At 51.6% G+C, this 25537-nt stretch carries 29 protein-coding genes; 19 read left to right on the plus strand and 10 right to left on the minus strand.

Going from position 1 to position 25537, the window contains the following annotated elements; translation table 11 throughout:
- Positions 1 to 43 precede the first annotated feature (43 nt).
- Together oadA and hisG are read left to right on the plus strand one after the other, a co-directional pair.
- Complete coding sequence (gene oadA / locus HG1285_RS12405; protein ID WP_008286793.1) at positions 44 to 1894, plus strand: sodium-extruding oxaloacetate decarboxylase subunit alpha; 1851 nt, start codon at positions 44 to 46, stop codon at positions 1892 to 1894.
- Entirely contained in the window at positions 1891 to 2496 is a 606-nt protein-coding gene (gene hisG, locus HG1285_RS12400; protein WP_008286794.1) for an ATP phosphoribosyltransferase, read from the plus strand. Before oadA ends, hisG begins: the two co-directional genes overlap by 4 nt.
- On the opposite strand, the gene carA is transcribed toward hisG, so the two are convergent.
- Positions 2477 to 3601 carry a glutamine-hydrolyzing carbamoyl-phosphate synthase small subunit gene (gene carA / locus HG1285_RS12395; RefSeq protein ID WP_008286795.1) on the minus strand — a complete coding sequence of 375 codons (1125 nt, stop codon included), beginning with the start codon at positions 3599 to 3601 and terminating at the stop codon, positions 2477 to 2479. The genes hisG and carA overlap by 20 nt on opposite strands.
- A 48-nt stretch (positions 3602 to 3649) precedes the next feature.
- Here carA and dapF point away from each other — a divergent pair, with 48 nt between their 5' ends.
- Positions 3650 to 4486: a diaminopimelate epimerase gene (gene dapF / locus HG1285_RS12390; RefSeq protein WP_008286796.1), complete on the plus strand. Its 837-nt coding sequence runs from the start codon at positions 3650 to 3652 to the stop codon at positions 4484 to 4486.
- Positions 4483 to 5301 carry a glycosyltransferase family 9 protein gene (locus tag HG1285_RS12385; protein ID WP_008286797.1) on the plus strand — a complete coding sequence of 273 codons (819 nt, stop codon included), beginning with the start codon at positions 4483 to 4485 and terminating at the stop codon, positions 5299 to 5301. Before dapF ends, HG1285_RS12385 begins: the two co-directional genes overlap by 4 nt.
- On the opposite strand, the gene HG1285_RS12380 is transcribed toward HG1285_RS12385, so the two are convergent.
- Positions 5230 to 5724 (minus strand): ADP-ribose-binding protein, encoded by a 495-nt coding sequence (locus tag HG1285_RS12380; protein ID WP_008286798.1) that lies wholly within the window; start codon positions 5722 to 5724, stop codon positions 5230 to 5232. The genes HG1285_RS12385 and HG1285_RS12380 overlap by 72 nt on opposite strands.
- Positions 5725 to 5769: 45 nt before the next feature.
- Positions 5770 to 5991, minus strand: coding sequence for a hypothetical protein (locus tag HG1285_RS12375; RefSeq protein WP_008286799.1), 222 nt, complete (start codon positions 5989 to 5991; stop codon positions 5770 to 5772).
- A gap of 204 nt (positions 5992 to 6195) precedes the next feature.
- Between HG1285_RS12375 and HG1285_RS12370 the strand changes: the two genes are divergently transcribed.
- Positions 6196 to 6558, plus strand: coding sequence for a hypothetical protein (locus HG1285_RS12370; RefSeq protein WP_008286800.1), 363 nt, complete (start codon positions 6196 to 6198; stop codon positions 6556 to 6558).
- Positions 6559 to 6564: 6 nt separating this feature from the next.
- Here the strand turns inward: HG1285_RS12370 and HG1285_RS12365 are convergent, their stop codons facing one another.
- Complete coding sequence (locus tag HG1285_RS12365; protein WP_008286801.1) at positions 6565 to 7149, minus strand: hypothetical protein; 585 nt, start codon at positions 7147 to 7149, stop codon at positions 6565 to 6567.
- A gap of 2 nt (positions 7150 to 7151) precedes the next feature.
- The gene (locus HG1285_RS12360) at positions 7152 to 7340 is read right to left on the minus strand and encodes a hypothetical protein (RefSeq protein ID WP_008286802.1); all 189 of its coding nucleotides are present in this window, start codon (positions 7338 to 7340) and stop codon (positions 7152 to 7154) included.
- A gap of 164 nt (positions 7341 to 7504) precedes the next feature.
- On the opposite strand from HG1285_RS12360, the gene HG1285_RS12355 reads away from it, so the two are divergent.
- The 3 genes from HG1285_RS12355 to hisF all read left to right on the plus strand — a co-directional run bounded on the left by HG1285_RS12355 (position 7505) and on the right by hisF (position 8999).
- Entirely contained in the window at positions 7505 to 7765 is a 261-nt protein-coding gene (locus tag HG1285_RS12355) for an AbrB/MazE/SpoVT family DNA-binding domain-containing protein (protein ID WP_008286803.1), read from the plus strand.
- A complete protein-coding gene (locus tag HG1285_RS12350) occupies positions 7746 to 8156 on the plus strand; it encodes a type II toxin-antitoxin system VapC family toxin (RefSeq protein ID WP_008286804.1) in 411 nt (136 codons plus the stop codon). Before HG1285_RS12355 ends, HG1285_RS12350 begins: the two co-directional genes overlap by 20 nt.
- 84 nt (positions 8157 to 8240) lie before the next feature.
- Complete coding sequence (gene hisF, locus HG1285_RS12345; RefSeq protein WP_008286805.1) at positions 8241 to 8999, plus strand: imidazole glycerol phosphate synthase subunit HisF; 759 nt, start codon at positions 8241 to 8243, stop codon at positions 8997 to 8999.
- Here hisF and HG1285_RS12340 read toward each other — a convergent pair.
- Complete coding sequence (locus tag HG1285_RS12340) at positions 8996 to 10288, minus strand: L,D-transpeptidase family protein (RefSeq protein ID WP_232219460.1); 1293 nt, start codon at positions 10286 to 10288, stop codon at positions 8996 to 8998. The genes hisF and HG1285_RS12340 overlap by 4 nt on opposite strands.
- On the opposite strand from HG1285_RS12340, the gene HG1285_RS17250 reads away from it, so the two are divergent.
- Positions 10275 to 13139: an EAL domain-containing protein gene (locus tag HG1285_RS17250; RefSeq protein ID WP_008286807.1), complete on the plus strand. Its 2865-nt coding sequence runs from the start codon at positions 10275 to 10277 to the stop codon at positions 13137 to 13139. The genes HG1285_RS12340 and HG1285_RS17250 overlap by 14 nt on opposite strands.
- 9 nt (positions 13140 to 13148) lie before the next feature.
- On the plus strand, positions 13149 to 13472 hold the full coding sequence (locus HG1285_RS12335) for an MTH1187 family thiamine-binding protein (protein ID WP_008286808.1): 324 nt from the start codon (positions 13149 to 13151) through the stop codon (positions 13470 to 13472).
- Here the strand turns inward: HG1285_RS12335 and HG1285_RS12330 are convergent.
- Complete coding sequence (locus HG1285_RS12330; protein ID WP_008286809.1) at positions 13462 to 14322, minus strand: LptF/LptG family permease; 861 nt, start codon at positions 14320 to 14322, stop codon at positions 13462 to 13464. The two genes, HG1285_RS12335 and HG1285_RS12330, sit on opposite strands and share 11 nt — an antisense overlap.
- A gap of 44 nt (positions 14323 to 14366) precedes the next feature.
- Here HG1285_RS12330 and purD point away from each other — a divergent pair, with 44 nt between their 5' ends.
- Entirely contained in the window at positions 14367 to 15638 is a 1272-nt protein-coding gene (gene purD / locus HG1285_RS12325; protein WP_008286810.1) for a phosphoribosylamine--glycine ligase, read from the plus strand.
- Here purD and HG1285_RS12320 read toward each other — a convergent pair.
- Positions 15622 to 16689, minus strand: coding sequence for an AI-2E family transporter (locus HG1285_RS12320; protein WP_008286811.1), 1068 nt, complete (start codon positions 16687 to 16689; stop codon positions 15622 to 15624). The two genes, purD and HG1285_RS12320, sit on opposite strands and share 17 nt — an antisense overlap.
- Positions 16690 to 16776: 87 nt before the next feature.
- On the opposite strand from HG1285_RS12320, the gene HG1285_RS12315 reads away from it, so the two are divergent.
- From HG1285_RS12315 to HG1285_RS12280, 8 genes are all read left to right on the plus strand, one after another.
- Positions 16777 to 17196, plus strand: coding sequence for a hypothetical protein (locus tag HG1285_RS12315; protein ID WP_008286812.1), 420 nt, complete (start codon positions 16777 to 16779; stop codon positions 17194 to 17196).
- A gap of 19 nt (positions 17197 to 17215) precedes the next feature.
- Positions 17216 to 17992 (plus strand): transporter, encoded by a 777-nt coding sequence (locus tag HG1285_RS12310; RefSeq protein ID WP_008286813.1) that lies wholly within the window; start codon positions 17216 to 17218, stop codon positions 17990 to 17992.
- Between the two features lie 3 nt (positions 17993 to 17995).
- A complete protein-coding gene (locus tag HG1285_RS12305) occupies positions 17996 to 18622 on the plus strand; it encodes a response regulator transcription factor (protein WP_008286814.1) in 627 nt (208 codons plus the stop codon).
- Positions 18615 to 19670, plus strand: a complete 1056-nt coding sequence (locus HG1285_RS12300) for a HAMP domain-containing sensor histidine kinase (RefSeq protein ID WP_008286815.1) — start codon at positions 18615 to 18617, stop codon at positions 19668 to 19670. Before HG1285_RS12305 ends, HG1285_RS12300 begins: the two co-directional genes overlap by 8 nt.
- Positions 19671 to 19718: 48 nt before the next feature.
- Entirely contained in the window at positions 19719 to 21245 is a 1527-nt protein-coding gene (locus HG1285_RS12295; protein ID WP_008286816.1) for a multicopper oxidase family protein, read from the plus strand.
- A gap of 66 nt (positions 21246 to 21311) precedes the next feature.
- Positions 21312 to 22379 (plus strand): DUF4382 domain-containing protein, encoded by a 1068-nt coding sequence (locus tag HG1285_RS12290; RefSeq protein WP_008286817.1) that lies wholly within the window; start codon positions 21312 to 21314, stop codon positions 22377 to 22379.
- A 65-nt stretch (positions 22380 to 22444) separates the two neighbouring features.
- Positions 22445 to 22864, plus strand: a complete 420-nt coding sequence (locus HG1285_RS12285) for a M67 family metallopeptidase (protein ID WP_008286818.1) — start codon at positions 22445 to 22447, stop codon at positions 22862 to 22864.
- A gap of 2 nt (positions 22865 to 22866) precedes the next feature.
- A complete protein-coding gene (locus HG1285_RS12280; protein ID WP_008286819.1) occupies positions 22867 to 23529 on the plus strand; it encodes a uracil-DNA glycosylase in 663 nt (220 codons plus the stop codon).
- On the opposite strand, the gene HG1285_RS12275 is transcribed toward HG1285_RS12280, so the two are convergent.
- On the minus strand, positions 23516 to 24505 hold the full coding sequence (locus HG1285_RS12275) for a DNA double-strand break repair nuclease NurA (RefSeq protein WP_008286820.1): 990 nt from the start codon (positions 24503 to 24505) through the stop codon (positions 23516 to 23518). The two genes, HG1285_RS12280 and HG1285_RS12275, sit on opposite strands and share 14 nt — an antisense overlap.
- Entirely contained in the window at positions 24483 to 25514 is a 1032-nt protein-coding gene (gene obgE, locus HG1285_RS12270) for a GTPase ObgE (protein WP_032496484.1), read from the minus strand. The genes HG1285_RS12275 and obgE overlap by 23 nt, the downstream gene beginning before the upstream one ends.
- Positions 25515 to 25537 lie beyond the last annotated feature (23 nt).

Raw genomic sequence — 25537 nt, forward strand, 5'->3', positions numbered from 1 at the left:
GACCCAACTTTTGGGCTATACTATCCTTTTGAGGAGTTTGAGCATGAGAGAGATTCTTGTAACCGATGTCTCCCTAAGGGATGGCGTTCAAAGCCTCCTTGCAACCCGCGTCAGGACTGAAGATATGGTTAACACCATTGAGGTGCTTGACAGGTGCGGCTTCTGGTCACTTGAGGTCTGGGGAGGAGCCACCTTTGATGTGTGCCTCAGGTTTTTGAAGGAAGACCCCTGGGAGAGGCTGAGAAAGTTTAAGGACATAGCCAAGAACACGAAGCTGGAGATGCTCCTCAGGGGACAGAACGTAGTGGGCTACAGGCACTATGCTGACGATGTGGTTGAGGAGTTTGTAAAGAAGGCATACGACAACGGGATAGAGGTTTTCAGGATATTTGATGCCCTGAACGACACGAGGAACATGCGCAAGTCTATAGAGACCGCCAAGAAGGTTGGGGGAATAGTCAAGGGAGTTCTCTCCTACGCTATAAGCCCCGTCCACACCGTTGAGTACTACGTGAAGGTTGCCGGAGAGCTCGTGGATATGGGTATAGACATAATATCCATAAAAGACCAGGCTGGACTCCTCTCACCGAAGGTAGCCTACGACCTCGTATCCGCCCTAAAAGCTGAATTTTCGGAGTATCCCGTCCACCTGCACACCCAGACGACCGCCGACCTGGCTGAGATGGCACAGCTCAAAGGTATAGAAGCCGGTGCGGATATGATAGATACCGCGTTCTACACCCTCTCGTGCCAGACATCGCACCCTCCCGGGGAGACCATGGTTTACGTACTCAGGGAGTTTGGTTACGAAGTGAACGTTGATGCCGAGCTTTACAAGAAGGCTGGGGACATGTTCAGGGAGGTCAGACACAAGTACAGCAAGTTTGACGTGCTCCCCCCTTACCCCGACGTGGGTGTCCTTATACACCAGATACCCGGCGGAATGATAACCAACTTCATAAACCAGCTCAGGGAGCAGAACCTTGAGGACAAGCTGGAGGAAGTGCTTGAAGAGGTAACGAGGGTCAGGGAAGACCTCGGCTATCCGCCCTTGGTTACTCCAACCTCTCAGATAGTCGGGACGCAGGCTTTCATGAACGTCCTCCACGGGGAGAGGTACAAGGTCGTCACGAAGGAAACCAAGGACTACGTCAAGGGTCTATACGGAAGACCCCCTGCACCTATAAAGGAGGAGATACTCAGGAAGATACTTGGAGACGAAGAACCCATATACGATACCAGACCCGCAGACCTCCTTGAGCCTGAGCTTGAAAAGGCAAGAGAGGAAGCTAAGGAGGCGGGAGCACGCTCGGAGGAGGACATTCTATCTTACGTTCTCTTCCCTGTGGTTGCAAAGGAGTTCTTTGAGTGGAGAGAGAAGGCGGAGAGGGGAGAGGTTCCGCCCGTTCCCATGGAAGAGCTTGAGGGCGAGACCTGTCCTGAGAAGGCACCTGTTGAGTTCAACATAACCGTTCACGGTGAGCAGTACCACGTTCAGATAGCTGGAAGGGGCGAGGAAACCGCGGGAGGAAGAACCTTCTTCATAAGGTTGGACGGAAGGCTTGAGGAGGTCGTTCTTCAGCCCATAAGGGAGATAGAGGTCGGAGAGGGTGGATACGAGTTCTCAGAGGGAGCTCCCGTAACACCCAAGAGACCTAAGCCGAGGGACGTGGGAGACATAACCTCCCCCATATCCGGTAAGGTTGTGAACGTGAAAGTTAGCGTTGGACAGGAGGTAAAGGAGGGCGATGTCCTCCTCGTGGTTGAAGCGATGAAGATGGAGAACGAGATACACAGTCCAGTGGACGGTGTGGTTGAGGAGATACTCGTTCAGGTTGGAGAGAGCGTTAACCCCGACGAGGTTCTCATAAGGATAAAACCCAAGATGAAATGATAAAGCTCGCTGTTCCCAAGGGAAGGCTCTTTGAGGAGAGCGTTGAGCTGCTTTACGCAAGGGGCTTGCTTCCCGAAAGGATTGAGGAGGGTAGGAAACTGACCCTCCGGGTGGGGGAACTGACCCTCTTTCTCGTAAAGCCCTTTGACGTACCCGTTTACGTGGAAAACGGCACCGCGGACATGGGTGTGTGCGGGTACGACGTTTATCTGGAGAGAAACCCGGACGTTTACAGACTCCTTGACCTCGGCATAGGCGTTTGCAGGATATCCGTGGCGGGGAAGCCCGAGAGCGAGGAGCGTTACTTCAAGAGTTCGTACCTAAAGCTGGCAACCAAGTATCCGAACGTGGCGAGGTCTTTCTTTTCCCGTAAGGGTGTGAAGGTGGACATCCTCGTCCTAAGCGGTTCGGTGGAGCTTGCACCTCTTATAGGTCTCTCGGACTTCATCCTTGACCTCGTCCAAACGGGTAGGACACTGAAGGAGAACGGACTGATTGAGATTGAAGAGGTGGATAGGTCAAGCGCCTGGCTCATATGCAACAGGGCGAGCTTTCGTAACAAGAGCTCCTACATAAGGGAGGTCATAGAGAAGCTCTCTTAGCAATTTCAACAAACTCCTTGAACAGGTAATAGGAGTCGTGGGGTCCGGGCGAGTTCTCAGGGTGGTACTGAACGGCGAAGACGGGTATTTCTCTGTGTCTTATACCCTCAACGGTGTTATCAAGGAGGTTAACGTGGGTCACTTCAACCTCCGGTGGTAGGGAGTCCGGGTCTATCGCGAAGTTGTGGTTCTGGGCTGTTATCTCCACCTTTCCCGTCCTCAGGTCTTTCACGGGGTGGTTGCCCCCGTGGTGTCCGAACTTCAACTTGTAGGTCTTACCGCCGAGGGCGAGCCCTATTATCTGACAACCGAGACATATACCGAATATGGGCTTCTTACCCGCGAACTCCCGCACGAGCCTTATGCCCTCAACGACCCTTTCCGGATCACCGGGTCCGTTGGATAGGAACAGGGCATTCGGGTCTTCTCTCTTAACAAAGTCCATAGCACCTTCCGGGGGCACGACCACGACCTTCGCCCCTTCGTTGGTAAGTCTCCTGAGGATGTTGAACTTCACTCCGAAGTCCACCACCGCTATGAGCGGTCTCTCGTTGTATACGTCCGTGTATCCTTCTGTGAGCTTCCAGTCGCCCTGGGACCAGGTGTAGGGCTCGCGGGTGGACACCTCCTTCACCAGGTCAAGCTCCGATATGTCGGGGACTTTTCTCGCCTTCTCAACCGCCTTTTTCGGATCAAGCTCCACGGTTGATATAACACCTCTGATGACCCCTCTCTCCCTTATCCTCTTGACGAGCGCCCTCGTGTCTATTCCCTCTATGGCTACCACCCCTCTCTCCTTTAAATACTCTCCGAGGGAACCTTTAGCCCTCCAGTTGGAGTACCCTGTGAAGGCTTCCTTGACTACAAAGCCGTTTACCTGAATATCTCTGGACTCTATATCCTCTGCGTTTATTCCGTAGTTGCCCATCTGGGTGTAGGTCATGACCACTATCTGTCCCCTGTAGGAGGGGTCTGTGAGTATCTCCTGGTAACCCGTCATGGAGGTGTTGAATATGAGCTCACCCTGGGTCTCCCCCTCTGCACCGAAGGAGTATCCGAGGAAGTAGGTTCCGTCTTCCAGGGCTAAGATCGCTCTCTTTTTCATTAAGGGAAAATTTTACAGCACTTCAACCGCCCAGTTAAAATATTGCACATGGATTTCGCAAAACTTCAGGGCTCGGGGAACGACTTCATACTCATAGACAACAGGGACGGCAAGGTGTACCGGAAGATAGAGGAGCTCGGCGTGTGTCTGAAGGAGTTTATCCTCAAGCTATGCGAACCCCACAGGGGTGTAGGTGCGGATGGACTCATACTGATAGAGGAGCCGGAGGATAACGCCAACGACTTCAGATGGCAGTTCTTTAACTCCGATGGCTCGGAAGCGGAGATGTGCGGTAACGGCTCCAGGTGTGCTGTGCGTTTCTGTTACGACCTCGGTATAGTTGACGACAGGGTCAGCTTTGAGACCCTTGCGGGTGTGATAAGGGCGGAGGTGCTTGAGGGCGGCAAGAGAGTGAAGGTTCAGCTCACACCACCTTCAGAGCCCCTTGAGAAGACCCTTCGGGTGGAGGGAACTGACCTTGAGGGTGTGTTCATAAATACGGGTGTGCCCCACTTTGTTGTGCCCGTAAAGGACATAGATAAGGTAGATGTAAAGAAGCTGGGCAGGGCTATCAGGTTTCACGAGGAGTTTCAGCCAAAGGGAACGAACGTGAACTTCATAGAGGCTGTTGCCGAAGATACCATAAAGATAAGGACTTACGAGAGGGGCGTTGAGTCGGAAACTTTAGCCTGCGGGACGGGGGCAACTGCGGGTGCGATAGTAGCCTACCTAAAGGGTCTCGTGAGCAGGAAGCCGGTGCAGGTTATAACGAAGAGCGAAGAAGTCCTCGGTGTTGACTTTGACGAGAATTTCAGAGAGGTCTTCCTTAACGGAGCCGTTTACAAGGTCTTTGAGGGGACACTCAGCTACGACGTATTCACATGAAGAGGGCTCTCCTCTACAGAAAGGGTGGTCTCGGTGATACCCTTTTGACCTTTCCACTCCTTGAGATACTCAAGAGGAAGGGCTTTCACACCACCGCCGTCGGGAACACCGACTACTTTGCTATAGCGAGACACGTCGGCTGGACTGACAGAGTCCTGAGCGAGAAGCCAAAGGAAGAGTTTGATCTCGTGATTGATATATCCCTGAGCGGAAACGTAGCACCCTTTCCTGAAGAGAGAAGGTGGGTTCTGGAGCACTACCTTGAGCTCACCGGTTTAAGGGGAGAAGTCTTCAGTAAGGTGCTGCCCCTTGAACCTCTGGACACTTCATCTCTCAAGGGCAGAGTTGTTCTGCACCCTTCAAGCGGTTCGTCTAAGAAGAATCCCGACATATCCCTCTTTCGTAAGGTTGAGGAGCACCTGTCAGAGATGGGTCTTGAGGTAGTTTACCTGGTTGGCGAAGCCGACCGTTGGGTAAAGGAGGAGGTGAATAACTACGTGGAGAGCTACGAACCCCTCTGGATAGCGAGGGCTCTTAAGGGAGCAAGGCTCTTTGTTGGTCTTGACTCGGGTCTATCTCACCTGTCAGCCTACGTGGGTGTCCCGACCGTTGTGATATACGGACCTTCAGACCCGATCGTGTGGAAGCCCGTAGGCGAAAGGGTTTACCAGCTGTCCTTGGGGCTTGAGTGCTCACCCTGCTTCCCCAACGTATGCGATACGAGGGAATGTCTTGAGGAAAGATCACTCCTTGAGCGCCTTCTCCCACTCCTTGACGAGCTCCTCATCAAGGTCAACGAGGACTACACGCTTTAAACTCTCTGCGGGGAAGTTTTTTATCTCTTCAGCCATGACCCTTGCGGCAACCTCTTTGGGGAGCCTGCCAACGCCCGTTCCCATCCCCGGCATTGCCAAGCTGCTGAACCTTTCTCTGTCCGCGAGTCTGAGGGCAGCCCGCACAGCCTTTCTCACCTTATCTTCGGTAGTCTGCATGGCTGGTTCTTCCATGGTGGGAGCGTGGATTACCCCCTTGAAGTTCAACTTTCCTGCGGTGGTCAGCACCGCACCGCCTACCGGTATGGGAGCTTTCTGTACGGCTTCCCTCTCTATCTCCTCGCCGCCGAACCTCTTTATAACACCGGCCACACCACCGCCCATATAGCCGTAGCTGTTGGCTGGGTTTACTATGAGCTCGGTGTCAACTTCTAACAGACTACCCCGCCTTACCTCTATCTCCATAGAAGTTTATTCTACGCCCTCCGGGCGTAGCTTTCCAGATCGGTCTTAGACGTATATGGGTTCGGTTATCTCGCTCAGCCCAGCCTCAAGCCTCATTTTTATGTACTTACCCCTTATAGTGTTGAGGGGCATCTCAACGGTCTCGCCGCTCTCTTTGACAACCCTTATGTTGCCGTTCTCAAGGACTATCTCCTTGACGGGTTTGCCCGTGTTGGCGTCAAAGATGAGCTTCTCATTTATAACATCCTGAGCAACCTTCTGAGCCATATCTGGAACCTCCTTATGGTTTTATCTCTGTTTTCTATATAAACCCTACGGGTTTGCTTTCTACCTGTCTATGTCATAAAATCTGTGACTCCTTTCTAAATCACCCAAGCAGGTGCAGGCGGTATAACAACGGGAGGACAGGGTGGACCTATAGACAGAGGATCACCTTCGGGTTCGCCACCGGATAAGGCGATGGGAAGTTCTGTGCCCGAAGCTACCGGACAAACTACCTACGAAGGTGCGGGGACGTTTAAACACGAAACTCCGTCCTCTTCCCCGAGTGCCGGTGCGAGTGCAAGCTCAGGTGTAACCCCGGACGTGAACCTGATAAAGAACGGTTCCACCGAACAGGTCGCTAAACACTTGGGTGAGCTGGCAAGGAAACCGGGTTTGAGCAGGAATGAGGAAAAAGCTTTAGAGCAGGCTTTGAGACAGAGGTGGGCGGGGATGAGTAAGGAACAAAGAAAAGCCGAATATGATGCATTTACTAAAAACGTTCACCCAGACAAATTAGGAAAAACCGGTAACCGTGCTGTCATGCAAATGATCCATAGTGCTAAAGAATAATTCTGACTATAACACCTGTGATTGTTCATAGTAAAACCCGCTCGCCAACAAATCGCCCCAACCACCCAGAATCAGCTCAACCGTCTGTTCTTCATACGTACGCCCCTTCTCCTTAGATTTTCTTTCCAAAATACCCAAGACGGCATCATAAGAACCAAGCTGCCTCACCAACTCCCAATCCCTAACAAAAACTCCTGCAAAATATCTACCCATCATATCAGTTAGTTTCACGGCCACACAGTCATCATTAATATTGTCTATATAGGCAATAGCCATCTTTTTCTCTCCTTCCTCACCCGACCATTCCTCAGTCTCCTTCTTCAACACCCCTTTCACTCCCTCCAGTCCGTCCACTCCGAATATTTCATACAGCTCCTGAGGAGACTTTATGAGGACGAGGTTGTACTCAACTCCGGGGACGTTTCCGTAGTTCAGGAGGAACTTCCACCTGAGTTCTCTGGTACCCGCTCCGACCTTTACTTTCGCCGGTTCTATAAGACGTTTTGCTACCTCGTCGTAAAAGCCCGGCGTCATGACGTCCATGACGAGCTCGTTGTGTTTGAACCACTCCGCTTCAGGAAGGTACTCCACGATCAGGGGCTCATACCCTTCTCATCAAAAGGACTCCACTGTTCGGGAAGTATGACCTTTATGCCGTGTTCTTTAAGCTTATCCGCTGTCACCTCAAAGTTCTGCTTCATCAAGTCCGCTATCTCTCCCCCGTTCTTAATCCCGTAGTAGTTATTCTTCGCAAGCTCTATAAGCTCCTTCACCGTACTCATCTCTCTACCCTCTTATCCCTATTATACGGTCCAGGAGAAAAGTCTTTAAAAAACGGACTGTTACGGAGTTTTTATTGAATACTTCACAACGGACTGCCTGGTCACGCTTTGCAGGATGAAACCTCAGCAGAATCGGAATATATTATGAGGTAGGAGAATAAAAGATGGTAGTAAAGGATGGTGCTGTAGTAAAAGTCCTTCCGAAGGGTCAGATAACTCTTCCTAAGAAGATAAGGGAAGAACTGGGTATAGAGGAGGGTGATGTCCTGATACTTGAAAAGAAGGAGGGTGGAATAGAGTTGAAGAAAGCTAAGACCATCAAAGATTTTTACGGGTTCTTGAGAGGAAGAAGAGCGGTGAACAGAAAGGATATAGATAAAGCTGTTGAGGAGGCTATAAGAGAACGTGAAGAAGGTAGTAGTTGATACGAGCGTGTTTATCCGTCTATTTACGATGGACGATGAAAGTAAATCCACAAAAGCAAAGGAACTAATTGAAAAGGCGATAAGTGGAGAGGTGGAGATCTTTGTCCCATTCATAGTAGTTGCAGAGATAGTTTGGGTTCTGGAGAAGATTTACCGAGTCAGCAAAGAAGAAATATCTGAAATAATAGAATCTCTTATAAACACTCCCGGTATGAATGTTGAACTTTCCGGCGTCGTGAGATCGGCTCTGGGGTTTTACAGGGGAAAGAACATAAAGTTCGCTGATGCTGTAATATCTGCATGGGTGCTCCATAATGGAGCAGATGAACTTATAACCTTTGATGAAACGGATTTCAAGAAGGTTGACAACCTGAAGGTTAAAATTCTGTAAACTGCGCTGGGCTTTTAAGCGTGATGAACAGCTTTTTTCATGTGATATTATAATGGTGTTTACGCACCATTTATTGAACCTAACATGCTTGCCAAGAGGATAATCCCCTGCTTAGACGTAGACAAGGGAAGGGTCGTTAAGGGTGTAAAGTTCCTGAACTTAAGAGATGCGGGAGACCCTGTGGAGGTAGCCAAGAGGTACGAACAGGAGGGAGCCGACGAGCTCGTCTTCCTTGACATAACCGCCTCAGCCGAGGACAGAGGGATAATGATTGAGGTGGTGAGGGGAGTGGCTGAGAGCGTTTTTATGCCCTTCACCGTCGGAGGGGGGATAAGGAGCGTTGAGGACATGAGGAGGCTCCTTGAAGCGGGGGCTGACAAGGTATCGGTGAATACGGCGGCGGTTAAAGAGCCTGATGTGGTTCATGAGGGTGCCAGGCTCTTCGGTTCCCAGTGCATAGTGGTGGCTATAGATGCCCGCAGAAAGGGGGACGGCTGGGAGGTTTACATCCACGGAGGCAGGACTCCAACGGGCATAGACGCTATAGAGTGGGCTAAGAAGGTGGAGACTCTCGGTGCCGGGGAGATACTGCTCACCTCCATGGACAGGGACGGCACTAAGGCGGGTTATGACGTGGAGCTGTGCAGGGCTGTATCCGAGGCGGTGAACATACCCGTGATAGCGAGCGGTGGTGCAGGAAGCAAAGAGCACTTCTACGAGGTCTTTGAGAGGGGAGGGGTTGATGCCGCCCTCGCAGCTTCGCTGTTCCACTTTAAGGAGCTGAGCATACCTGAGCTGAAGGAGTTTCTGAAGGAAAAGGGTGTGGTCGTGAGAACTTCTTAAGGATTCCTTACCTTTCTGAACTCCTCCCGGAGTATCTTTAGCTCTCCATCTTCCTTTATTATGTACAACCTCTTGAAGCCCCTGTCCGAGTAGTTGTCGGAGCTGTAAAGCTGGACGAACTCAGCCACGTAGTACTCTATCTCCTCCGATAGACCCCTCCTGAAGGCGAGCACCGTCAGGTCTTCTATACTCACATCTATTTCTTTTTTACCCAGTATCACCCTCCTCTTGTACCTTGCCCAGGAGTTGTATCCTCCCCTCTTCCACCTGAAGTTTTTGGAGTAGAATGAGAGGTAGCCCTCCAGGTCTTTCCCTTCCCAGCTATCCTCCCATCTCCTCAGGAAGTCTCTCACGTCGTCCACTTCTATTTCCGTTGGTATCTCCTTGTATATGGCTATGAGGGTGTTGTTCTTAGCTATCTTCTTGACTATGCTCCTGAGGTCGTTATTGTCCGCAACCACGCACCCCCTCGTGCTGAAGGGTATGTTGTTCCTGTTCTCCTCGTCGCTCCCGTGGAGCCATATTCCGCTCCCACCCTTGCCCAGCAACCTGTCCACTGGGTTGGGGTAGTTCAGAACCACCGCTATCCCCCCGTACATCTTGGGAAGCCTTCTGGGTGGAATGAACTCGGTGAAGTAGTAAATCCCTTCCGGAGTCCTCTTGTCACCCTCAACCCACTTGTCCTCCCAGTCCTGACCGGTGGTCACGGGATAGAGGTTTTCAAGCACCTTGCCCCTGTATATGAGCAGGTATTGGGACATCTTTTCAACGAGGAAGACGTACTTGTCGTCTGGATTTTCAACTATCACGGGCGGAGGTATGCTGAACCTGCTCCAGATTATATCGGTCATCTTCTTGCGGAAGCTCTCGGGGTTATCAACCTTCCTTATGAGGGCGTTGAACCTGAAGTAGGAAGGGTTGTAGTCCGGCTTGAGCTCTATGGAGAGGAGGTAGTTCTCTATTGCCTCTTCAAGCTTGCCATGCCTCTCCGCTATAAGTCCCTTTGTAAAGAACCTGACGTAGTCAGGTGGCTCTTCCTCTATCTCCTCGGCGAGGCTCTTTATTATGTAGAGGTCGTAGTCGTCAGCCTTACCCTCAACGAAGCGCTTGAAGGAAGTCATCAGATCACCCCTCTCAAGGTTCTCGGGATGACCACCAAAGGTGAGCCCCGAGAGGAGCACCAAAGCTAAGACCTTCAGCCACAACATCATCAAGGATTTTATACTAAAAGTGCTGACCTTTGCCACCGATGTTTTATCATTAAGGTTATCAGATATGAGTGGGGTCATATTAAAAAATATCCCCGTTGCCATATATGAAGCGGAGGCGGAGATATCCGATAAACAACTGCGCGTCAAGCGCATGGACTTCCTCAACAGCTGGGTTGAGAAGCTAACGGGCTGGAGCTTAAAAGAAATAAAGTCCAATACGAACTGGTGGCTTGAGAACGTACACCCCGATGACAGGGACAGGGTCACTATTGAGTGCAGGGAGCTCTCAGAGGGAAACGACGTCCTGACCCGCTCGTACAGGTTCAGAAAGAAAGACGGTAGCTACATATACCTCCTTGAAACGGTGAGTCTGATTGAGTGCATGAACGAGAGGGAGATAAAGGTTCTGGGCGTTTGGGAGGACATATCACTCCAGCGTGAGTACTACGAGGTTTTCAAGGCTGTGGACGACGCCCCTGCCGTGGGTATGCTCGTGTATCAGGAGGGTGTGGTTTATGCAAACAAGGCGGCTTCGGAGATATTCGGATACCCGAGGGAAGATCTGATAGGCAAGGAGGTTCACGAGCTCGTTGCTCCCGAATACAGGGAGATCGTCAAGAACGTGGTGTCCCGCAGGTTGAAGGGTGAGCAGTTTGACAGGATTTACTCGGAGTTGCCCATACTCAGGAAGAACGGCACCGTTGGCATAACCTACACCTTCACGAGGACTATATACTGGAAGGGGAAGCCGGCGGGCTTCGTCATATTCATAGATATAACCAAACAGAAGAAGTTTGAGAGGCTCTTCAGGGTTCTGAAGGACGTCAACCAGCTCATAATATCCGCTCTGGAAGAGGAGGAACTCCTCTCAAAGGTCTGCGATCTTCTCGTCAAGAAGGCAGGCTTCAGGATGGTCTGGGTGGGCGTTCCCGATGAGGAGACCAAGTACGTTAAGCCCGTCAAGGTGTGCGGGTACGACAAAGGCTATGTATCAAAGATAAGGATATCTATAGACGAAAGTACTCCCGAAGGACGGGGACCCACAGGAGCAGCCCTCAGAGAAGGGAGGATAGTTATAAACCCCGATACGAGGACTAATCCTGCCATGGCACCCTGGCGTGAGGAGATGTTAAAGAGAGGTTACATGTCCTCCTGTGCCATACCCTTCCAGATCAAGGGCAGAACCGTAGGGGTGCTGAACATATACTCCGCTACGCCCAACATGTTCGGTGAGGAGGAGATTGAGCTCCTGAAGGAGCTCCAGCAGGACATATCCTTTGCCCTTGAGAGGATAGAGAAGGAGAAGTTCATAAAGCTCATAAATACAGCCATAGAGAGGGGGCACGAGTGGGTTCTGGTCACGGACGAGGAGGGCAATATACTTTACGTGAACAGGGCTGTTGAGGAGATATCCGGCTACTCCCAGGATGAGCTCTTCGGCAGGAACCCGAGGATATTCAAGTCAGGCTACCACACTAAGGAGTTCTACAAAAACCTCTGGAGGACTATAAAGTCCGGGAGGAGCTTTCAGGCTGTCTTCGTGAACAGGAAGAAGAATGGGGAGCTCTTCTACTTAGACCAGACGATAACCCCTGTCAGGGTCGGCAGTAAGGGCTTGAGGTTTGTTGCCTTCGGTAAGGACATAACCTCCGAGAAGTACCTTGAGGAGGAGATAGCCCGCCTCAAGTACACGGACGCCCTTACGGGTCTCCCTAACAGGGAAGGTTTCTTGACGGCTGTGAAGCTCACCCTTGAGGAGGCCGGAGACAGGGAACACGCCTTCTTCTTGATAGACATACTTGATTTCTCCGGGCTCAACGAGGTCTACGGAAGTGCGGTGGGGAACGAGATTCTCAGGAAGGTGGCTCACATGCTCAGGGAGAAGCTCTTTTCCAGGGACATAGTGGGCAGGCTCGGTGGTGACGAGTTTGCGGTTCTCGCGAGGGGCGTGTCCGAAAAGGACGTGGCGACGATAGCCGACAAGCTCTTTACCCTGTTCTCCTCTCCCCTTGAAGTGGACGGAAAGTCTATAAAAGTGAACATAAACGTTGGGGCATCTCTCTACCCTAAGGACGCGAAAGACCCGGAGGGTCTGCTTGAGAAAGCTTCAACCGCCCTTTCCTTTGCCAAGAGGGAGGGAGAGAACACTTACAGGTTCTTCAGCAAGGACATAAACAGGGTCGTTCAGGAGCACTTCAGGTTGAGGGCTAACCTTGAGAAGGCTCTTAAGGAAGACCGTTTCCTCTTCTACTTCCAGCCCATATACAGGCTTCCCAATATGGAGGTGGTGGGCTGTGAGACCCTGCTCAGGCTCAGGGGACCCAGGGGAAAGATCCAGTCCCCGGCGGAGTTCATCTTCGTCCTTGAGAAGACAGGGCTCATAAGGGACGTTGAGGACAGGATGCTGGAGAAACTGAAGGAGTTTATACTCAGGCACGACAAGAAGTTCATGGTGACCTTCAACGTATCGCCCAAGAGTTTCAGGGACGAAACCTTCGTTGAGAAGGTCAAGGAGGTGGCTAAGAGCGTGGGCAGCAGCATGGTGCTTGAGATCACGGAGCGACTCTTCGTTGAGAACCCTGATTACGCTATGGAGTTTCTGGAGGATATACGCTCAAGCGGTGTCAGGGTAGCCATAGACGACTTCGGGACGGGTTACTCCTCCCTCGCCTACCTTGAAACACTGCCCGTTGACATACTGAAGATAGATATGAAGTTCGTTCACCGTATGGTTGAGAGCTCAAAGTCCCTCGCGGTGGTGGAGACAATAGTTGAGCTCGCGAGGAAGCTCGGTATGGAGACCATAGCCGAGGGCGTGGAGAGTGAGGAACAGCTGAGACTCTTGAAACTCTTAGGGTGCACCTACGTGCAGGGATACTACCTCTCCAAACCCATGTCAGAGAAGCAGATAGATAAAGTTCTGGTATAATCCCTAAGCATGAGCGTCCTCGTTTTCGTCAGCATGACCCCTCTGGGGAAGGGTGAGAGCGTGAGCAAGTACGTAGCGAGGGTGGTTGACATAGTTGACCGTTCCGGGCTCCCCTACGTCCTGACCCCCATGGGAACGATAATTGAGGGGGAGAGCTGGGATGAAGTTATGGGAGTTTTGAAGGAGGGCTTTGAAGAGCTCAGGAAGGACTGCCCGAGGATATCCATAACTATGAAGATAGATTACAGAGAAGGTAAGTCCGGAAGGCTGAAGAGCAAGGTTGAGTCCGTTCAGGAGAAGCTCGGCAGGGATATAAAGACCCTCAAAGGCTGACCTTCACCCCGAAGAGAAAAAGCTGGTGGAGGACTATCGTCAGCGCTATCAGGTAGTAAACCTGCGTATGGCTCCGGCAGAACTTTAAGACCCCTACGAATACGAATAGAAAGGCTGGTATGATTGATAGGGTATTGGCTGCGTTAAGTATCTTTCCCCTCCTTACCCTCTTCTCCCTTATCTCTGCGGTCAGGAACTCCTCCGTGTCAAGCCAGTATCTCCTGAACTCCATGAGGAAGTACTTTCCCCTCTCCCTCGTCAGGAGGGAGCCTCTCTCAAAGAGGAAACGCCCCCTTCCCTCGTAGACCGCCCTGTCCGCAAGTATATGGGTGTCCTTGTACTTCAGGAATACGTCCCTCAGCTCCCTCCCGTCCTTCTTACCGGCGTAAACTACCACGTCGCCAGAAGAGAGAAAGGTCTTCTCGGGCATATTTTCAAAGAGCCTGTCCTTGTACTGGATCAGCAACCCCCTCCTTGCGAAGGAAACGTGCTCCTCGTATAGAACCTGTGAGAACACCCCCGAGAGTACAAGGAAGAAGAGCACCGGGAGGGCAAAGTAACCGAGGAGTTGCAGAGGAGAGATGTGGAATGAGTAGAGGACGTGGAGGAGCCTCTTCTCCTTCAGCTCATAGACCGCCGTTGCAACGGCGGTGATCAACCCATCCGGTATGAAGAAGAAGCCGTAGTAAACGAACCACACCAGAAAGAAGGGGACGGAGCTCGTCAGAGGAAGCCCGAAGAGTATGAAGCCTATCTTGAATATCTGAACCATCAGCAGTATGAATGCGAGGGTTAGGGCTGTGATGTAGGTGTTTCTCGTAACCTTCCAGAGTATGAGCGCTCTGAGCATTATTTTCTCTATGATAACCCAGCATGAGGGTATAATACTTCCCCGTGAAAGTCCTTGTAGTAGGCAACGGAGGAAGGGAGCACGCCATAGCTTGGAAGCTGAGACAGAGCCCTTTGATTTCTAAACTCTACTGCGCCCAAGGCAACGCTGGTATATGGAAGATAGCGGAGAGGGTTGATATACCTCCGACGGAAGTGGAGGCGCTTGCGGACTTCGCCCTTAAGGAGGGCATAGACTTCACCGTTGTGGGTCCCGAAGCACCCCTTGTGAAGGGTATAGTTGACGAGTTTGAGAAACGCGGGCTCAAGATATTCGGACCTTCCCAAGAAGCTTCCCAGCTTGAGGGCAGCAAGGCTTTTGCCAAGAACTTCATGGAGAAGCACGGGGTACCTACAGCTCACTACAGCGTCTTTGATAACTTTGATAGGGCTGTGCGCTACCTGAAGGACGTGGGCACGCCCATAGTCATAAAGGCGGACGGGCTCGCGGCGGGCAAGGGGGCGGTAGTCTCTTTCTCCTTAGACCATGCCCTCCATACTCTAGAAGGTTTTATGAAGAAGTCAGCCCTCGGCGGTGCTGGAAGGAGGGTGGTCATAGAGGAGTTCTTGGAAGGGGAGGAAGCCTCCTATATAGTCATGGTGAACGGGGACAGGTACGTTCCACTTCCCACCTCTCAGGATCACAAGAGGCTGCTGGACGGAGACAGAGGACCAAACACGGGAGGCATGGGTGCGTACTCACCGACACCCGTGATAGATAAGTATATGGAGGGCAGGATAAGGGAGGAGGTCATAGAGAGAACCCTGAAGGGTTTAAAGGAAGAAGGTATATACTTCAGGGGCTTCCTCTACGCCGGTCTCATGATAACCTCGGAAGGACCAAAGGTGCTTGAGTTCAACGTCAGGCTCGGAGACCCGGAGGCACAGCCCATCCTCATGAGGGTTAAAAATGACTTTCTGAGAACCCTGCTTGAGTTCTACGAAGGGAAAGAGGTCTCCATAGAAGAAGACCATCGCTGGAGCCTTGACGTGGTGCTCGCCTCCAAGGGCTACCCTGAGAAGCCCGAGAAGGGCAAGGTTATAGAGGGACTTGAGGAGGTGGAAGATCTCTCCGACGTGGTAGTGTTCCATGCCGGGACTACCCTTAAGGACGGAAAGGTTGTTACCAACGGCGGCAGGGTTCTTAACGTGTGTGCCTACGGTGACACCCTGAAGGAGGCGAAGGACAGAGCTTACAAAGCGGTCTCCCGGATACGTTTTGAGGGTATGCAGTACAGGAAGGACATAGGGGATAAAGCCTTCAGGTATCTTGGGTGAGGATCCTCTTCTCGTAAATCTTGAAGAGTGCAAAGAGTGTTGTGAATATTATGGGTCCGAGGAAGAGACCTATAAAGCCGAATTTAAGAAGACCACCTATAGTGGCGAAGAAAAGCACCACGTAGGGTATCTGAACACCCTGCTTTATTATCAGTGGACGCACGAAGTTATCCATAGAGGATATGACGAGGACGCCCCACGCGCCGAGGAACGCAGCCTGCCACGTACCGAACTCTATAAAGCTGTAAACGGCAAGGGGAAACCACACGGCGGAGGCACCGAAGGGAGGTATGAAGGCGGCGAAGAAGGTCAGGACGCTCCACAGCAGGGCGAACCTTATTCCGACGACCGAGTAAGCGAAGAAGGCAAATATTGACTGAAGCAGGGCTGTACCTACCGAGCCATAGACCACGGCGAGTATGGTTCTGTACATGGTAGCCATCACGCTCTCAAGGTCTTCGTCGTTCATCGGTATTAGCCTTTCTACCCTCCTGAGTATCCCCGGACCATCCCTCAGTATGAAGAAGAAAGTCAGCAGGAATACGAATATGTAGAACAGGTTCCTGCCCGCTATGAAGGCGAGCTGTCCCAGTTTGTCCCCCAGGAACTTTAACACCCTGTTGAGGGAATCGGCTATCAGCTGCCTGAACTCCTCCTTCTGCACGAACTCCATAACCGGCGAGAACCTCTCAAAGTAATCCTTCACTACAGGAGACTTCCCCAGCGTTTCCAGAAGCTCCTGGTAGCTGTGGCTCTGGAGGTACATCATGACCCTCTGGGTTGCGTCTACGAGCTGTTGCAGGACGAGAACGCTCACGACGCTCAGGGGCACTATTATGAAGAGAAAGACTATGAGGCTCATGAGTAACGCTGAAAGCGTTCTGTTCCTGACGACTTTCTCTATGTATCTGTGAAGGGGGTAGAGTACTATGCCTATAACCACAGCCCAAAGTATGGGCACGGCGAAGGGTAGGAGCATAAGGACGGCTGCAAATATGAAGAAGAGGACAAGAAGCATAAAGAAGTAGAAGTATATGCGCTCCCTTTCCATCCTACGTTGATTAGTCTATAATACAGGGTAACCTTCAGGTAACCTAAGCTAAATATATTGTTAAGCACTATGAAGGGAACTTTATTTTTGGGCTTGCTTCTGGCAGCGGGACTTATATTTGGCTCTGACGTTAAGGCTGAGATAATGGAGCTTCTGGAGAAGGTCAAAAGCGCGCCTCCAGAGGAAAGGTACAGGGTCATGAACGAGTTGAAGCTGAAGCTCAGAGAGTTGAGCAGCAGAGAGAGGGAGGAAGCCATAAACAGGATATACAGGGAGCTTAAGGGAGAGAAGCATGAGAGACACGAAAGGGAAGAGAGAGAGCACAGGGTAAAGGAGAAGGAAGAGTACGGAGAGAAGCACGAAGAGAAATACGAAGAGAAGTACGAGGAGAAGTATGAGGAGAAGATGGAGGAGAAAACTGAGGAGAGGTTTGAGGAGAAATACGAAGATAAAGCTGAGATGGACGACCGGGATGAGGATAAAGGACGCAACCACTACGACGATTAGTAGTTGACCGTTAGGGAAGATGAGGAAAGGGGTATACATAGCGGGGGTTCTCCTTGCTCTGCAGACTTCTTATGCCTTTCAGGACAGCGACCTTGACGGCGTTGAGGATAGCAAGGACAGGTGCCCAAATACGCCCATACTTGAGCTCGTTGATAAGTACGGCTGTCCTCTGGAGAGTAAGCTTGGTCCCCGGGGGAAGTTCTACGTCAGGCTCGGTGGGGGACTTATAAAGGATGAAGACGAGGAGAGAACCTTCTCTCTCTTTTCGGTGGCGTACTCATACAGGGGTCTGTATGTATCCCTGACAACGAGGTACTACCTCAGCAGCAAGCTGTACGACCCGGGTATGGGAGACAGCTCCCTGTTCATCGGCTACTCAAGGTTTATTACCGATAGACTTTACGCCCTTCCGGGCGTGAGGATAAAGATACCTACGGGTGACGATCAGTACAGCAACAACAAGTTTGACTACACGCCCTCTGTGGTGTTTGACTACATACTGGACGGCTTTGACGTGTTCACTTACCTGAGCTACACCCTGCGTGGAGACAGCAGCCTGAAGGACACCTTTTCGGGTTCGGTGGGGTTTGGGTATGACTTCACCCGAAAGCTGTACGCGAGCGTCTCCTACGATATCTCCGAGTCTGCCGTCAGAGAGGGCAACAACTACTACCTCTCTCTATTCTCCCTCTACGACATCAACAGGAGGCTGTACACCACCCTCAGCTACAGCGCAGGGCTCAACGATGAGGCTACAGACCACAGCCTAACCCTTCGCCTCGGAGTCAGGTTTTGAGCCATGGGTATAAAGGTTCTGCTCGTTGAGGATGACAGGGTCTTAGCCCAGAGCTTAAAGAAGTATCTGGAGATGAACGGGATAGAGGTAGAACTCGCCTACAGCTTCTCTGACGCCGTTGATCTTCTGGAGCGCAAGAGGTTTGACCTCTACGTGCTTGACGTCAATCTGGGAGACGGGGACGGTATAGAATTACTGGAAGACCTGAGGCACTTTAAGGACGATACACCCACCATATTCATAAGCGCCCTGACCGACATAAGCACCATAACGAGGGGCTTCAACGCTGGTGCGGAGGACTACATAAAGAAGCCCTTTGATCCTGAAGAGCTCGTGGTCAGGATAAAGGCTCGCATAAAGAAACAGGAGGAGGAACTCAGATACGGCGATGTTGTTTATCGCAGCGGACGCTTCTTCAGGGGCGAGGAGGAGATTGAGCTGGGTGAGGTTCAGAGGAACATACTTCACAAGCTCTTGAGGAACAGGGGTAGGGTGGTCACGAAGGAGGAGCTGTACGACTACATGCTGAACCCTTCTCCCCTTGCGCTCAGGGTTACGATAAACAAGCTCAGGAAGAAAACGGGTATAGACATAAAACCCGTGCGCGGTCTGGGATACACGGTTGATTAGGAAGTGGCTGCCTAAAACAGCTTACGAGAGAGAGTCTCTCTTAAAGTCCTTCCTGCTATTTTTCCTGACTACGGAGGTTTTCCTCGGAGTCATATCCTACCTGCTCTATCACTCGGAGCTCACGGCTCTGAAGAACAGGGTGTTCCTGGAGTTAAAGAATTACAGCTACACCTTTGAGGGAGAGAAGTTCAGGATAGACGTGGTGTCTGTGGGGGAGAAGACGGCTTTTTATGAGCTCTTTGAAGACGAGGAGGGTCTTTACATACTCGTTCCCGTGCCCGTTTCTGACAGGGATGCCCTGAAGATAACCTATCCCGCAGAATCTTTAAGCGAAGATGTAGGGAGCATACTCAGGCACGTTACGATCTTCTTCATCCTATCCTCTATGACAGCCCTGTTCATGTCTGTGTTCTTTTCGCTGTACGCCCTTAATCCTCTCAGAAGAGCCCTTCAGATGATAGAGGAGGTCACGAGGGACATAATTCACGACCTTAATACTCCCCTGATGACCCTTCGGGTTAACCTTAAGATACTCAGGAGCAGGTTTGGAAAGGAGGAGGAGATAGAGAGGGCGGAGCTCGCCCTGAGACAGCTGGAAACCCTTAAGGAAAACCTGCGACCGCTCAGAAAGCAGGCTGAGCTCAAGTTAGAGGACGTGAACGTTAAGGAGCTTATTGAGGGTGAGATTGACGTTCTTCAGAAGGTCTATCCCGACAAGAGGGTTCACAGGGAGCTATCACCGGTAACGCTCAGAGCTGACAGGAACGCCGTCGTGCGCATAGTTTCCAATATACTTGAGAACGCCTTCAAACATAGCCCGAGGGCGAGCTGGGTGAGGGTGGTCTTAAAGGAAGACGCCCTGCTCGTGGAGAACCCCTCCAGACCTCCAGAGAACATGGATAAGCTCTTTGACAGGTACTACAAAGAGTCCCAGAGGGGTCTCGGTCTTGGACTCGCCATAGTGAAAGACCTGTGCAGGGAGCTCGGCTGGAAGGTTGAGGCTGAGTACGTTAACGGAGTATTCAGGATAAGGGTAACGTTCAGATAACACTCTCGGTTTATGCTCTTTTGCACAATCCCTGAAAGGAGGTTTTTCATGGACAGGAGAGAATTTCTCAAGCTCGCAGGAATAGGTATGGGTTTAGCATACACGGGAACCTGGCTTACGGCATGCGGCGGTGGGTCAGGCGGAGGTTTCTCTCTGTCAAAGAATCCCCTTTACGTTCCCACCGCAGACGCGGGTTTGCTCGGCTACTTTAGTCCGGGCGATAACCAGCAGTTCACCATAACCGCAAAGACGGTAGACCACGAGTTTATAGCCGGCAAGCCGACCACCATATTTGCCTACGAGGTTAGCCAGAACGGAAAGAGCTACTACAACCCTACGATAGTGCTGCGAAGGGGACAGAGCATGAACGTCTCCTTCTCAAACAACATGGGAGAGAAGTCCATAATCCACTGGCACGGCTTCAGGGCAGACTGGCGGCAGGACGGACATCCTTCCTACGCTGTTGACGACGGAGGCTCCTATGGCTATGGATCAATTCCTATAATAGACCGTTCGGGGACTTACTTTTACCACCCACACCCACACGGGAGGACGGGTTATCAGGTCTACTACGGTCTCGCCGGTATGGTGATAATTGAGGACTCCGATGAGGACAACCTAAGAAACGCTTTAGACCTACAGCTCGGTGTTACGGATATACCTTTGATCATTCAGGATAAGAGCCTTGATGCCAACGGTAACCTCCTTTACAACCCTATGGGTATGAACGGGAGCATGGGCTTTTGGGGAGACACCGTGCTCGTGAACCTCACGACGAACCCCTACCTTGATGTGGAGAGGAGAATATACAGGTTCAGGGTCTTAAACGGCTCCAATGCAAGACCTTACAGGCTGGTGTTGCTCAGAGGGAGTGACAGAGTTCCCTTTCACGTTATAGGTGTTGAGGGAGGGCTCTTGGACTCTCCTGTCCAGACCGACGAGATACTCGTTTCTCCCGGGGAGAGGATAGACGTCCTCGTTGACTTCAGGCGTGTGAACGTCGGAGATGTTCTCAAGTTTTATAGCCTTAGACACAGCCTCGTGGGGTCTGGAGGAATGGGTGGGAGGATGGACTTGATAGATAGAGAATTTGAAGTCCTTGAGTTCAGTGTGGTGCGAGATTCTGTCTATGACAAACAGCTCCCCTCAATCCTGTCCACTGTCAATCCTATACCCACTACAAATGCCACACAGCTTACTCTACCCCTTACCATGGATCAGGGAGTTTTCAAGATAGACGGTAAGGTCTGGGACTCTTCAAACGCTTTTGCCGACTATGGATATAACTTCTCCAACTCTGAGGTTGTGGTAATAGATTTTCAGAACAACACCGGCATGTACCACCCCATGCACCTTCACGGCTTCCAGTTCCAGGTTCTCTCCCGTTCTTCAGGTCCTCTTAGGGCTACCGATAGGGGCTGGAAGGATACGGTTATAGTTGCTCCCAACGAGACGGTTAGGATTGCGGTGGACATGAGCCATAATTTTGGTAGGGAACAGGTTTATCTCCTTCACTGCCACATTCTTGAGCACCACGATGCAGGGATGATGGTGAACTACAGGGTTGGGGCGTGAGGTAACGGGAAGGTAACCTTGACCCCTTATCTTAATGTCCAACAAAAAAAAGAGGAGGTGACAGAGATGGGAAAGAAGATAACCCTTCTTTCAGCGATATTTGCAGGAGGAGTTCTCCTCCAGGCTTGTGGCGGTGGTAGCGGTAGCACATCAAGTGGGACGGTAGCCCTTTACGCTACAGATGACCCTCTTGAGAGTGCTGGAAGAGTTGAAGTTCAGATAAAGAAGGTGAGGATGGAAAATACGGGGACGGGTGCTTACTGTGATGTGTTCTCACCGCAGACTCCCTACCCCGTTGATCTTACGGATCTGAAGAACACACTCCAGCTCCTTGACACGGCCAACTGCCCAGAGGGTCAGTACAACAGGCTTGTGGTCGTGCTTGAACAGAGTCCTGTTGAAGTGATCTATGACAGGAACAAAGATGGCACACCAGAGTCCTATACCTGCTCACTTACAGATTACACCCCGCAAGGTAGCGGTCAACTTCCCAACAGAACCGAGTGTGATAACACTGCCGGTGAGTGTACCGTTGAGGTGACGGGAGCGGTCAACATCCTCGCAAACCAGACCAACGAGGTAGCCCTTGACTTTGAGCTCAAAGACTCGGAGATAAATTTTGACAATAACAACAATTGCACGGTCAAGTTCAAGGTATCACCCCTTCACGCCGACGGACTGGAGACCGCTAAAAAGAATAAGAAGGAAGAGATAAAGGGGACTGTCTCCGGGCTTGACCCAGGCGCGAACTCCTTCACTCTCACAACTAAGGCGGGTATGTCCTTTACCGTTAATTACTCCAACGATAACTACGATGCTCTTCTCCGGCTTGCCCAGGATAAGAGCCTTAGGGTTGAGGTTGAGTGCTCAAGTTTTGACGTTGACAACGTTACCTGCACAGCCGAGGAGATAGAGCTTAAGGTTGAGGGCACAGCCCTGAACGTTGATTCTACGAACAGGACCTTGACCGTAGACCTGGATGGCGATCAGATATCCGTAGCCCTTGATACTAACGGAGAGTGGGAAGGCGACATAAAGAATAACTCCTACGTTGAGGTTGAGATAATTGGCTACGACAGTGTAAACGACAAGTACATAGCCGAGGAGATAGAGCACGAGATGGATAAAGACTAATACCCCTCACATATCTACCCCCTCCCTTTCCTCTTCCCCCTTTTTTCTTTTTTTATAATTTCTACATGCTGAAGATAAGGAAGAAAGCCCTGGACAAACTCCTTGCCCAGGCTGAAAAGGACTACCCCTACGAGACCTGCGGACTCCTCCTTGGCAGAGCTGAAGGGGACGTAAGGACGGTCTTTGGGGCTTACGAGACCCCCAACGCTAACCCGGACAGGAAGAACGACCGTTACGAGATAGACCCCAAGGACTACATGAAGGCTGAGGACAAGGCGAGGGAGTTCGGACTTGAGATAGTAGGCGTTTACCACTCACACCCAGACCACCCCGACAGGCCTTCCCAGTTTGACGAGGAGAGAGCCTTTGAGGGTTTCTCCTACATCATCGTCTCCGTTCAAAACGGGAAGGCGGTCTCCTACAGGAGTTGGGAGCTCGTTGAGGGGAAGTTCAGGGAAGAACCCGTAGAGGTATTCGGGCTTTGATCATGGGACTGAGGGAGACAGCCAGAGCCCTTGAGACGATAGGCTTCAGGGAGATATACCTGAAAGAGAGGTTGCATAAGAGGAAGGAAGATAAGAGCGATAAGGCTGAGCTCCTGAGAAGGCACTTTGACTCCTTCAAAGACTGTGCAAAGTGTGAGCTACACCGGAACAGGACACAGGTGGTATTTGGTGACGGCAACCCATACTCTCCCGTTGTCTTTGTGGGAGAGGCTCCGGGGGAAGACGAGGACAGACAGGGGAGACCCTTCGTTGGTAGGGCTGGAAAGTACCTTAACAAAAAGATAGAGGAGGTTCTGGGACTCAGGAGGGAGGAGGTTTACATAACCAACGTCTGCAAGTGCAGACCGCCCGGAAACAGAAAGCCGACCCCAGCGGAGATAAGCGCCTGCTTTCCCTACCTCAAGAAAGAGATAGACATAATAAAACCGAAGGTTATATGCTGCCTTGGAGCCACCGCAGGTGAGGGGATCCTTGGGAAGAAGCTCTCAATAACGAAGGTCAGAGGCAAAAACGTTCCCTACCCTTACGACCCCAGCATAACGGTTTTGCTCACCTACCACCCCGCCTACATACTGAGAAACCCCAGGGCGGACGGGGAGTTTACGGAGGACATGGAGAGACTAAAAGAGCTCATTGGTTTGTGAGAAGTTCTTTCAGAAGAACCCTTCTTATGAGGGTCTGGCTTCCGAGCCTCCTTCGGAGAAAGTTCTCCAGGTGTTTTATGGGGGTCAGGTTGTGGGGTGCCCTCCTGTCGGAGAACTCTGCGGAGGCGAACAGGGGGACTATCCAGGCAGTCCTGTTGGCAAGCTCTACCGCCCTCTTCAGACCGACGCCCGCTGAGACCTCCAGCCTCGCTATGCCGCTTATCCCCTCGTTCTCGCTTATCCTCACGTACCAGGTGAACTTGTCAAAACCTCTCGCTCCCTCTCCCTCCATGCGGGGCTGGGAGTGAAGTTTAACGAGGGGCGTCCTCTCCCCCACCGCCATCTCCCTGAATATGTGAACCTTCTCGTTCGGAACGTATCTCTTTCTGTGCTTCTTGACGTAACCCACGAAGGGGAGCTCTTTGACCTTGGCGCTGTAATGAACCGTTCCGTCCGTTATCATCAGATCGGGCTTCAGACTTCTGTAAGCCCTCTCGGCGACCTCTGCCTCCATCTTTGACATAAGCTCGTTTACGTAAGGTGAGAGCTCTTTGTTTGTGGACTTTACCTCAAACTCAAGGCTCGCCTCACCTATGTTGAATGAGAGTTTCTCCCTCTCTAACTCCAGCCCCTCCTTAAGGATGAGGAACCTCTTCACGCTGAACTCCCTGAAGGCTTCACTTACGAGGTTTAATTCCCCGTGTCTCATGAAAAGGGCTCCGGCACCCACGGACACGAAGGCTCCCTCTGTAAAGTTTCCCTCCTCATCCTCAAGGTATATCAGGTGCTCTGTCCTCCTCACCCCATCAACGAAGACAACGCTTACGCCCTCACAGGGAGTTCCCTCTATGGGTTTCCACTCTTTGGTCTCTACCTCCGTGTCCTCTATCTCGTCAGACTCTTCAAGGTAGTCTTCCTCAATCTCAAGGGTCTTCCAGGTGTCAAAGGAGAACCTATACCTTCCCAGCAGGGGCATTCTCCACCTCCATGTACTTTTTCCAGAGCAACTCTTTTAGCTCTTCAATACCTTCCCCCGTCGCTGCAGAGACGGCGTGAAAGGTGTAGCCTCTCGCCTCAAATTCCTTCCTGAGCTCTTTTAAAAGGCTCCTGTCCGACAGGGCGTCTATCTTGTTGGCGACCACTATTTGGGGCTTCCGGATTAGCTCCCGGCTGTAAAGCTCAAGCTCTCTGTTCACGAGCTCAAAGGCTTCCAGAGGCTCAACCTCCCGGGAGTCGGAAACGTCTATCAGGTGTAAGAGCAGCTTGGTTCTCTCTATATGTCTTAAAAACTCGTGCCCGAGACCGGCTCCCTGGTGGGCGTTCTCTATCAAACCGGGTATGTCCGCGAGGACGAGCCTGCGCGTCTCATCAAGCTCCATTACACCGAGGTTTGGGGTCAGTGTAGTGAAGGGGTAGTCCCCTACCTTGGGTCTTGCCTTGGTCAATCTTGACAGGAGGGTGGACTTGCCCGCGTTGGGAAGCCCCACTATCCCCACGTCCGCTATCAGCTTTAGCTCAAGTATTACCCATCTCTCCTCCCCTTCTTCCCCGGGCTCAGCGTACCTCGGTGCCTGATTGGTAGGAGTCGCAAAGTGGGCGTTTCCCCTTCCCCCCCTTCCACCTCTGGCTACGACACACCTCTGCCCTTCTTCCGTGAGGTCGCACAGGATCTCGTTGCTCTCGGCATCCCTGACTATAGTCCCCACGGGCACGTAGATCAGCAGGTCGCTTCCGTCCCTTCCTTTCTGGTTCTTGCCCTTCCCGTGCTCTCCCCTCTCAGCCTTAAAATGCCTCTTGTACTTGAAGTCCAGCAGGGTGTGCTTACTTGAGGTGGCTACCAGCACGACGTCTCCCCCCTTTCCGCCGTCTCCTCCCGCTGGACCTCCCTTCGGTCTGTACTTCTCCCTGAGGAAGGCTACTATGCCGTCTCCACCTCTACCGCCTTTGACGTAAATTTTGGCTCTGTCTATAAAAGGACTGCGCATCACTACTGAAGATAGGACAAGCT

The sequence above is a fragment of the Hydrogenivirga sp. 128-5-R1-1 genome, from assembly GCF_000171895.1.

What these genes read in the sequence shown, in the direction of transcription:
- HG1285_RS12285 (WP_008286818.1), top strand. Translation starts at nt 22,445, where the DNA reads ATGCTGAAGATAAGGAAGAAAGCCCTGGACAAACTCCTTGCCCAGGCT.
- HG1285_RS12280 (WP_008286819.1), top strand. Translation starts at nt 22,867, where the DNA reads ATGGGACTGAGGGAGACAGCCAGAGCCCTTGAGACGATAGGCTTCAGG.
- HG1285_RS12355 (WP_008286803.1), top strand. Translation starts at nt 7,505, where the DNA reads ATGGTAGTAAAGGATGGTGCTGTAGTAAAAGTCCTTCCGAAGGGTCAG.
- HG1285_RS12305 (WP_008286814.1), top strand. Translation starts at nt 17,996, where the DNA reads ATGGGTATAAAGGTTCTGCTCGTTGAGGATGACAGGGTCTTAGCCCAG.
- hisF (WP_008286805.1), top strand. Translation starts at nt 8,241, where the DNA reads ATGCTTGCCAAGAGGATAATCCCCTGCTTAGACGTAGACAAGGGAAGG.
- HG1285_RS12310 (WP_008286813.1), top strand. Translation starts at nt 17,216, where the DNA reads ATGAGGAAAGGGGTATACATAGCGGGGGTTCTCCTTGCTCTGCAGACT.
- obgE (WP_032496484.1), bottom strand. Translation starts at nt 25,514, where the DNA reads ATGCGCAGTCCTTTTATAGACAGAGCCAAAATTTACGTCAAAGGCGGT.
- hisG (WP_008286794.1), top strand. Translation starts at nt 1,891, where the DNA reads ATGATAAAGCTCGCTGTTCCCAAGGGAAGGCTCTTTGAGGAGAGCGTT.
- HG1285_RS12295 (WP_008286816.1), top strand. Translation starts at nt 19,719, where the DNA reads ATGGACAGGAGAGAATTTCTCAAGCTCGCAGGAATAGGTATGGGTTTA.
- HG1285_RS17250 (WP_008286807.1), top strand. Translation starts at nt 10,275, where the DNA reads ATGAGTGGGGTCATATTAAAAAATATCCCCGTTGCCATATATGAAGCG.
- HG1285_RS12330 (WP_008286809.1), bottom strand. Translation starts at nt 14,322, where the DNA reads ATGCTCAGAGCGCTCATACTCTGGAAGGTTACGAGAAACACCTACATC.
- HG1285_RS12360 (WP_008286802.1), bottom strand. Translation starts at nt 7,340, where the DNA reads ATGAGTACGGTGAAGGAGCTTATAGAGCTTGCGAAGAATAACTACTAC.
- HG1285_RS12375 (WP_008286799.1), bottom strand. Translation starts at nt 5,991, where the DNA reads ATGGCTCAGAAGGTTGCTCAGGATGTTATAAATGAGAAGCTCATCTTT.
- HG1285_RS12380 (WP_008286798.1), bottom strand. Translation starts at nt 5,724, where the DNA reads ATGGAGATAGAGGTAAGGCGGGGTAGTCTGTTAGAAGTTGACACCGAG.
- oadA (WP_008286793.1), top strand. Translation starts at nt 44, where the DNA reads ATGAGAGAGATTCTTGTAACCGATGTCTCCCTAAGGGATGGCGTTCAA.
- HG1285_RS12320 (WP_008286811.1), bottom strand. Translation starts at nt 16,689, where the DNA reads ATGGAAAGGGAGCGCATATACTTCTACTTCTTTATGCTTCTTGTCCTC.
- HG1285_RS12275 (WP_008286820.1), bottom strand. Translation starts at nt 24,505, where the DNA reads ATGCCCCTGCTGGGAAGGTATAGGTTCTCCTTTGACACCTGGAAGACC.
- HG1285_RS12290 (WP_008286817.1), top strand. Translation starts at nt 21,312, where the DNA reads ATGGGAAAGAAGATAACCCTTCTTTCAGCGATATTTGCAGGAGGAGTT.
- carA (WP_008286795.1), bottom strand. Translation starts at nt 3,601, where the DNA reads ATGAAAAAGAGAGCGATCTTAGCCCTGGAAGACGGAACCTACTTCCTC.
- dapF (WP_008286796.1), top strand. Translation starts at nt 3,650, where the DNA reads ATGGATTTCGCAAAACTTCAGGGCTCGGGGAACGACTTCATACTCATA.
- HG1285_RS12340 (WP_232219460.1), bottom strand. Translation starts at nt 10,288, where the DNA reads ATGACCCCACTCATATCTGATAACCTTAATGATAAAACATCGGTGGCA.
- HG1285_RS12335 (WP_008286808.1), top strand. Translation starts at nt 13,149, where the DNA reads ATGAGCGTCCTCGTTTTCGTCAGCATGACCCCTCTGGGGAAGGGTGAG.
- HG1285_RS12385 (WP_008286797.1), top strand. Translation starts at nt 4,483, where the DNA reads ATGAAGAGGGCTCTCCTCTACAGAAAGGGTGGTCTCGGTGATACCCTT.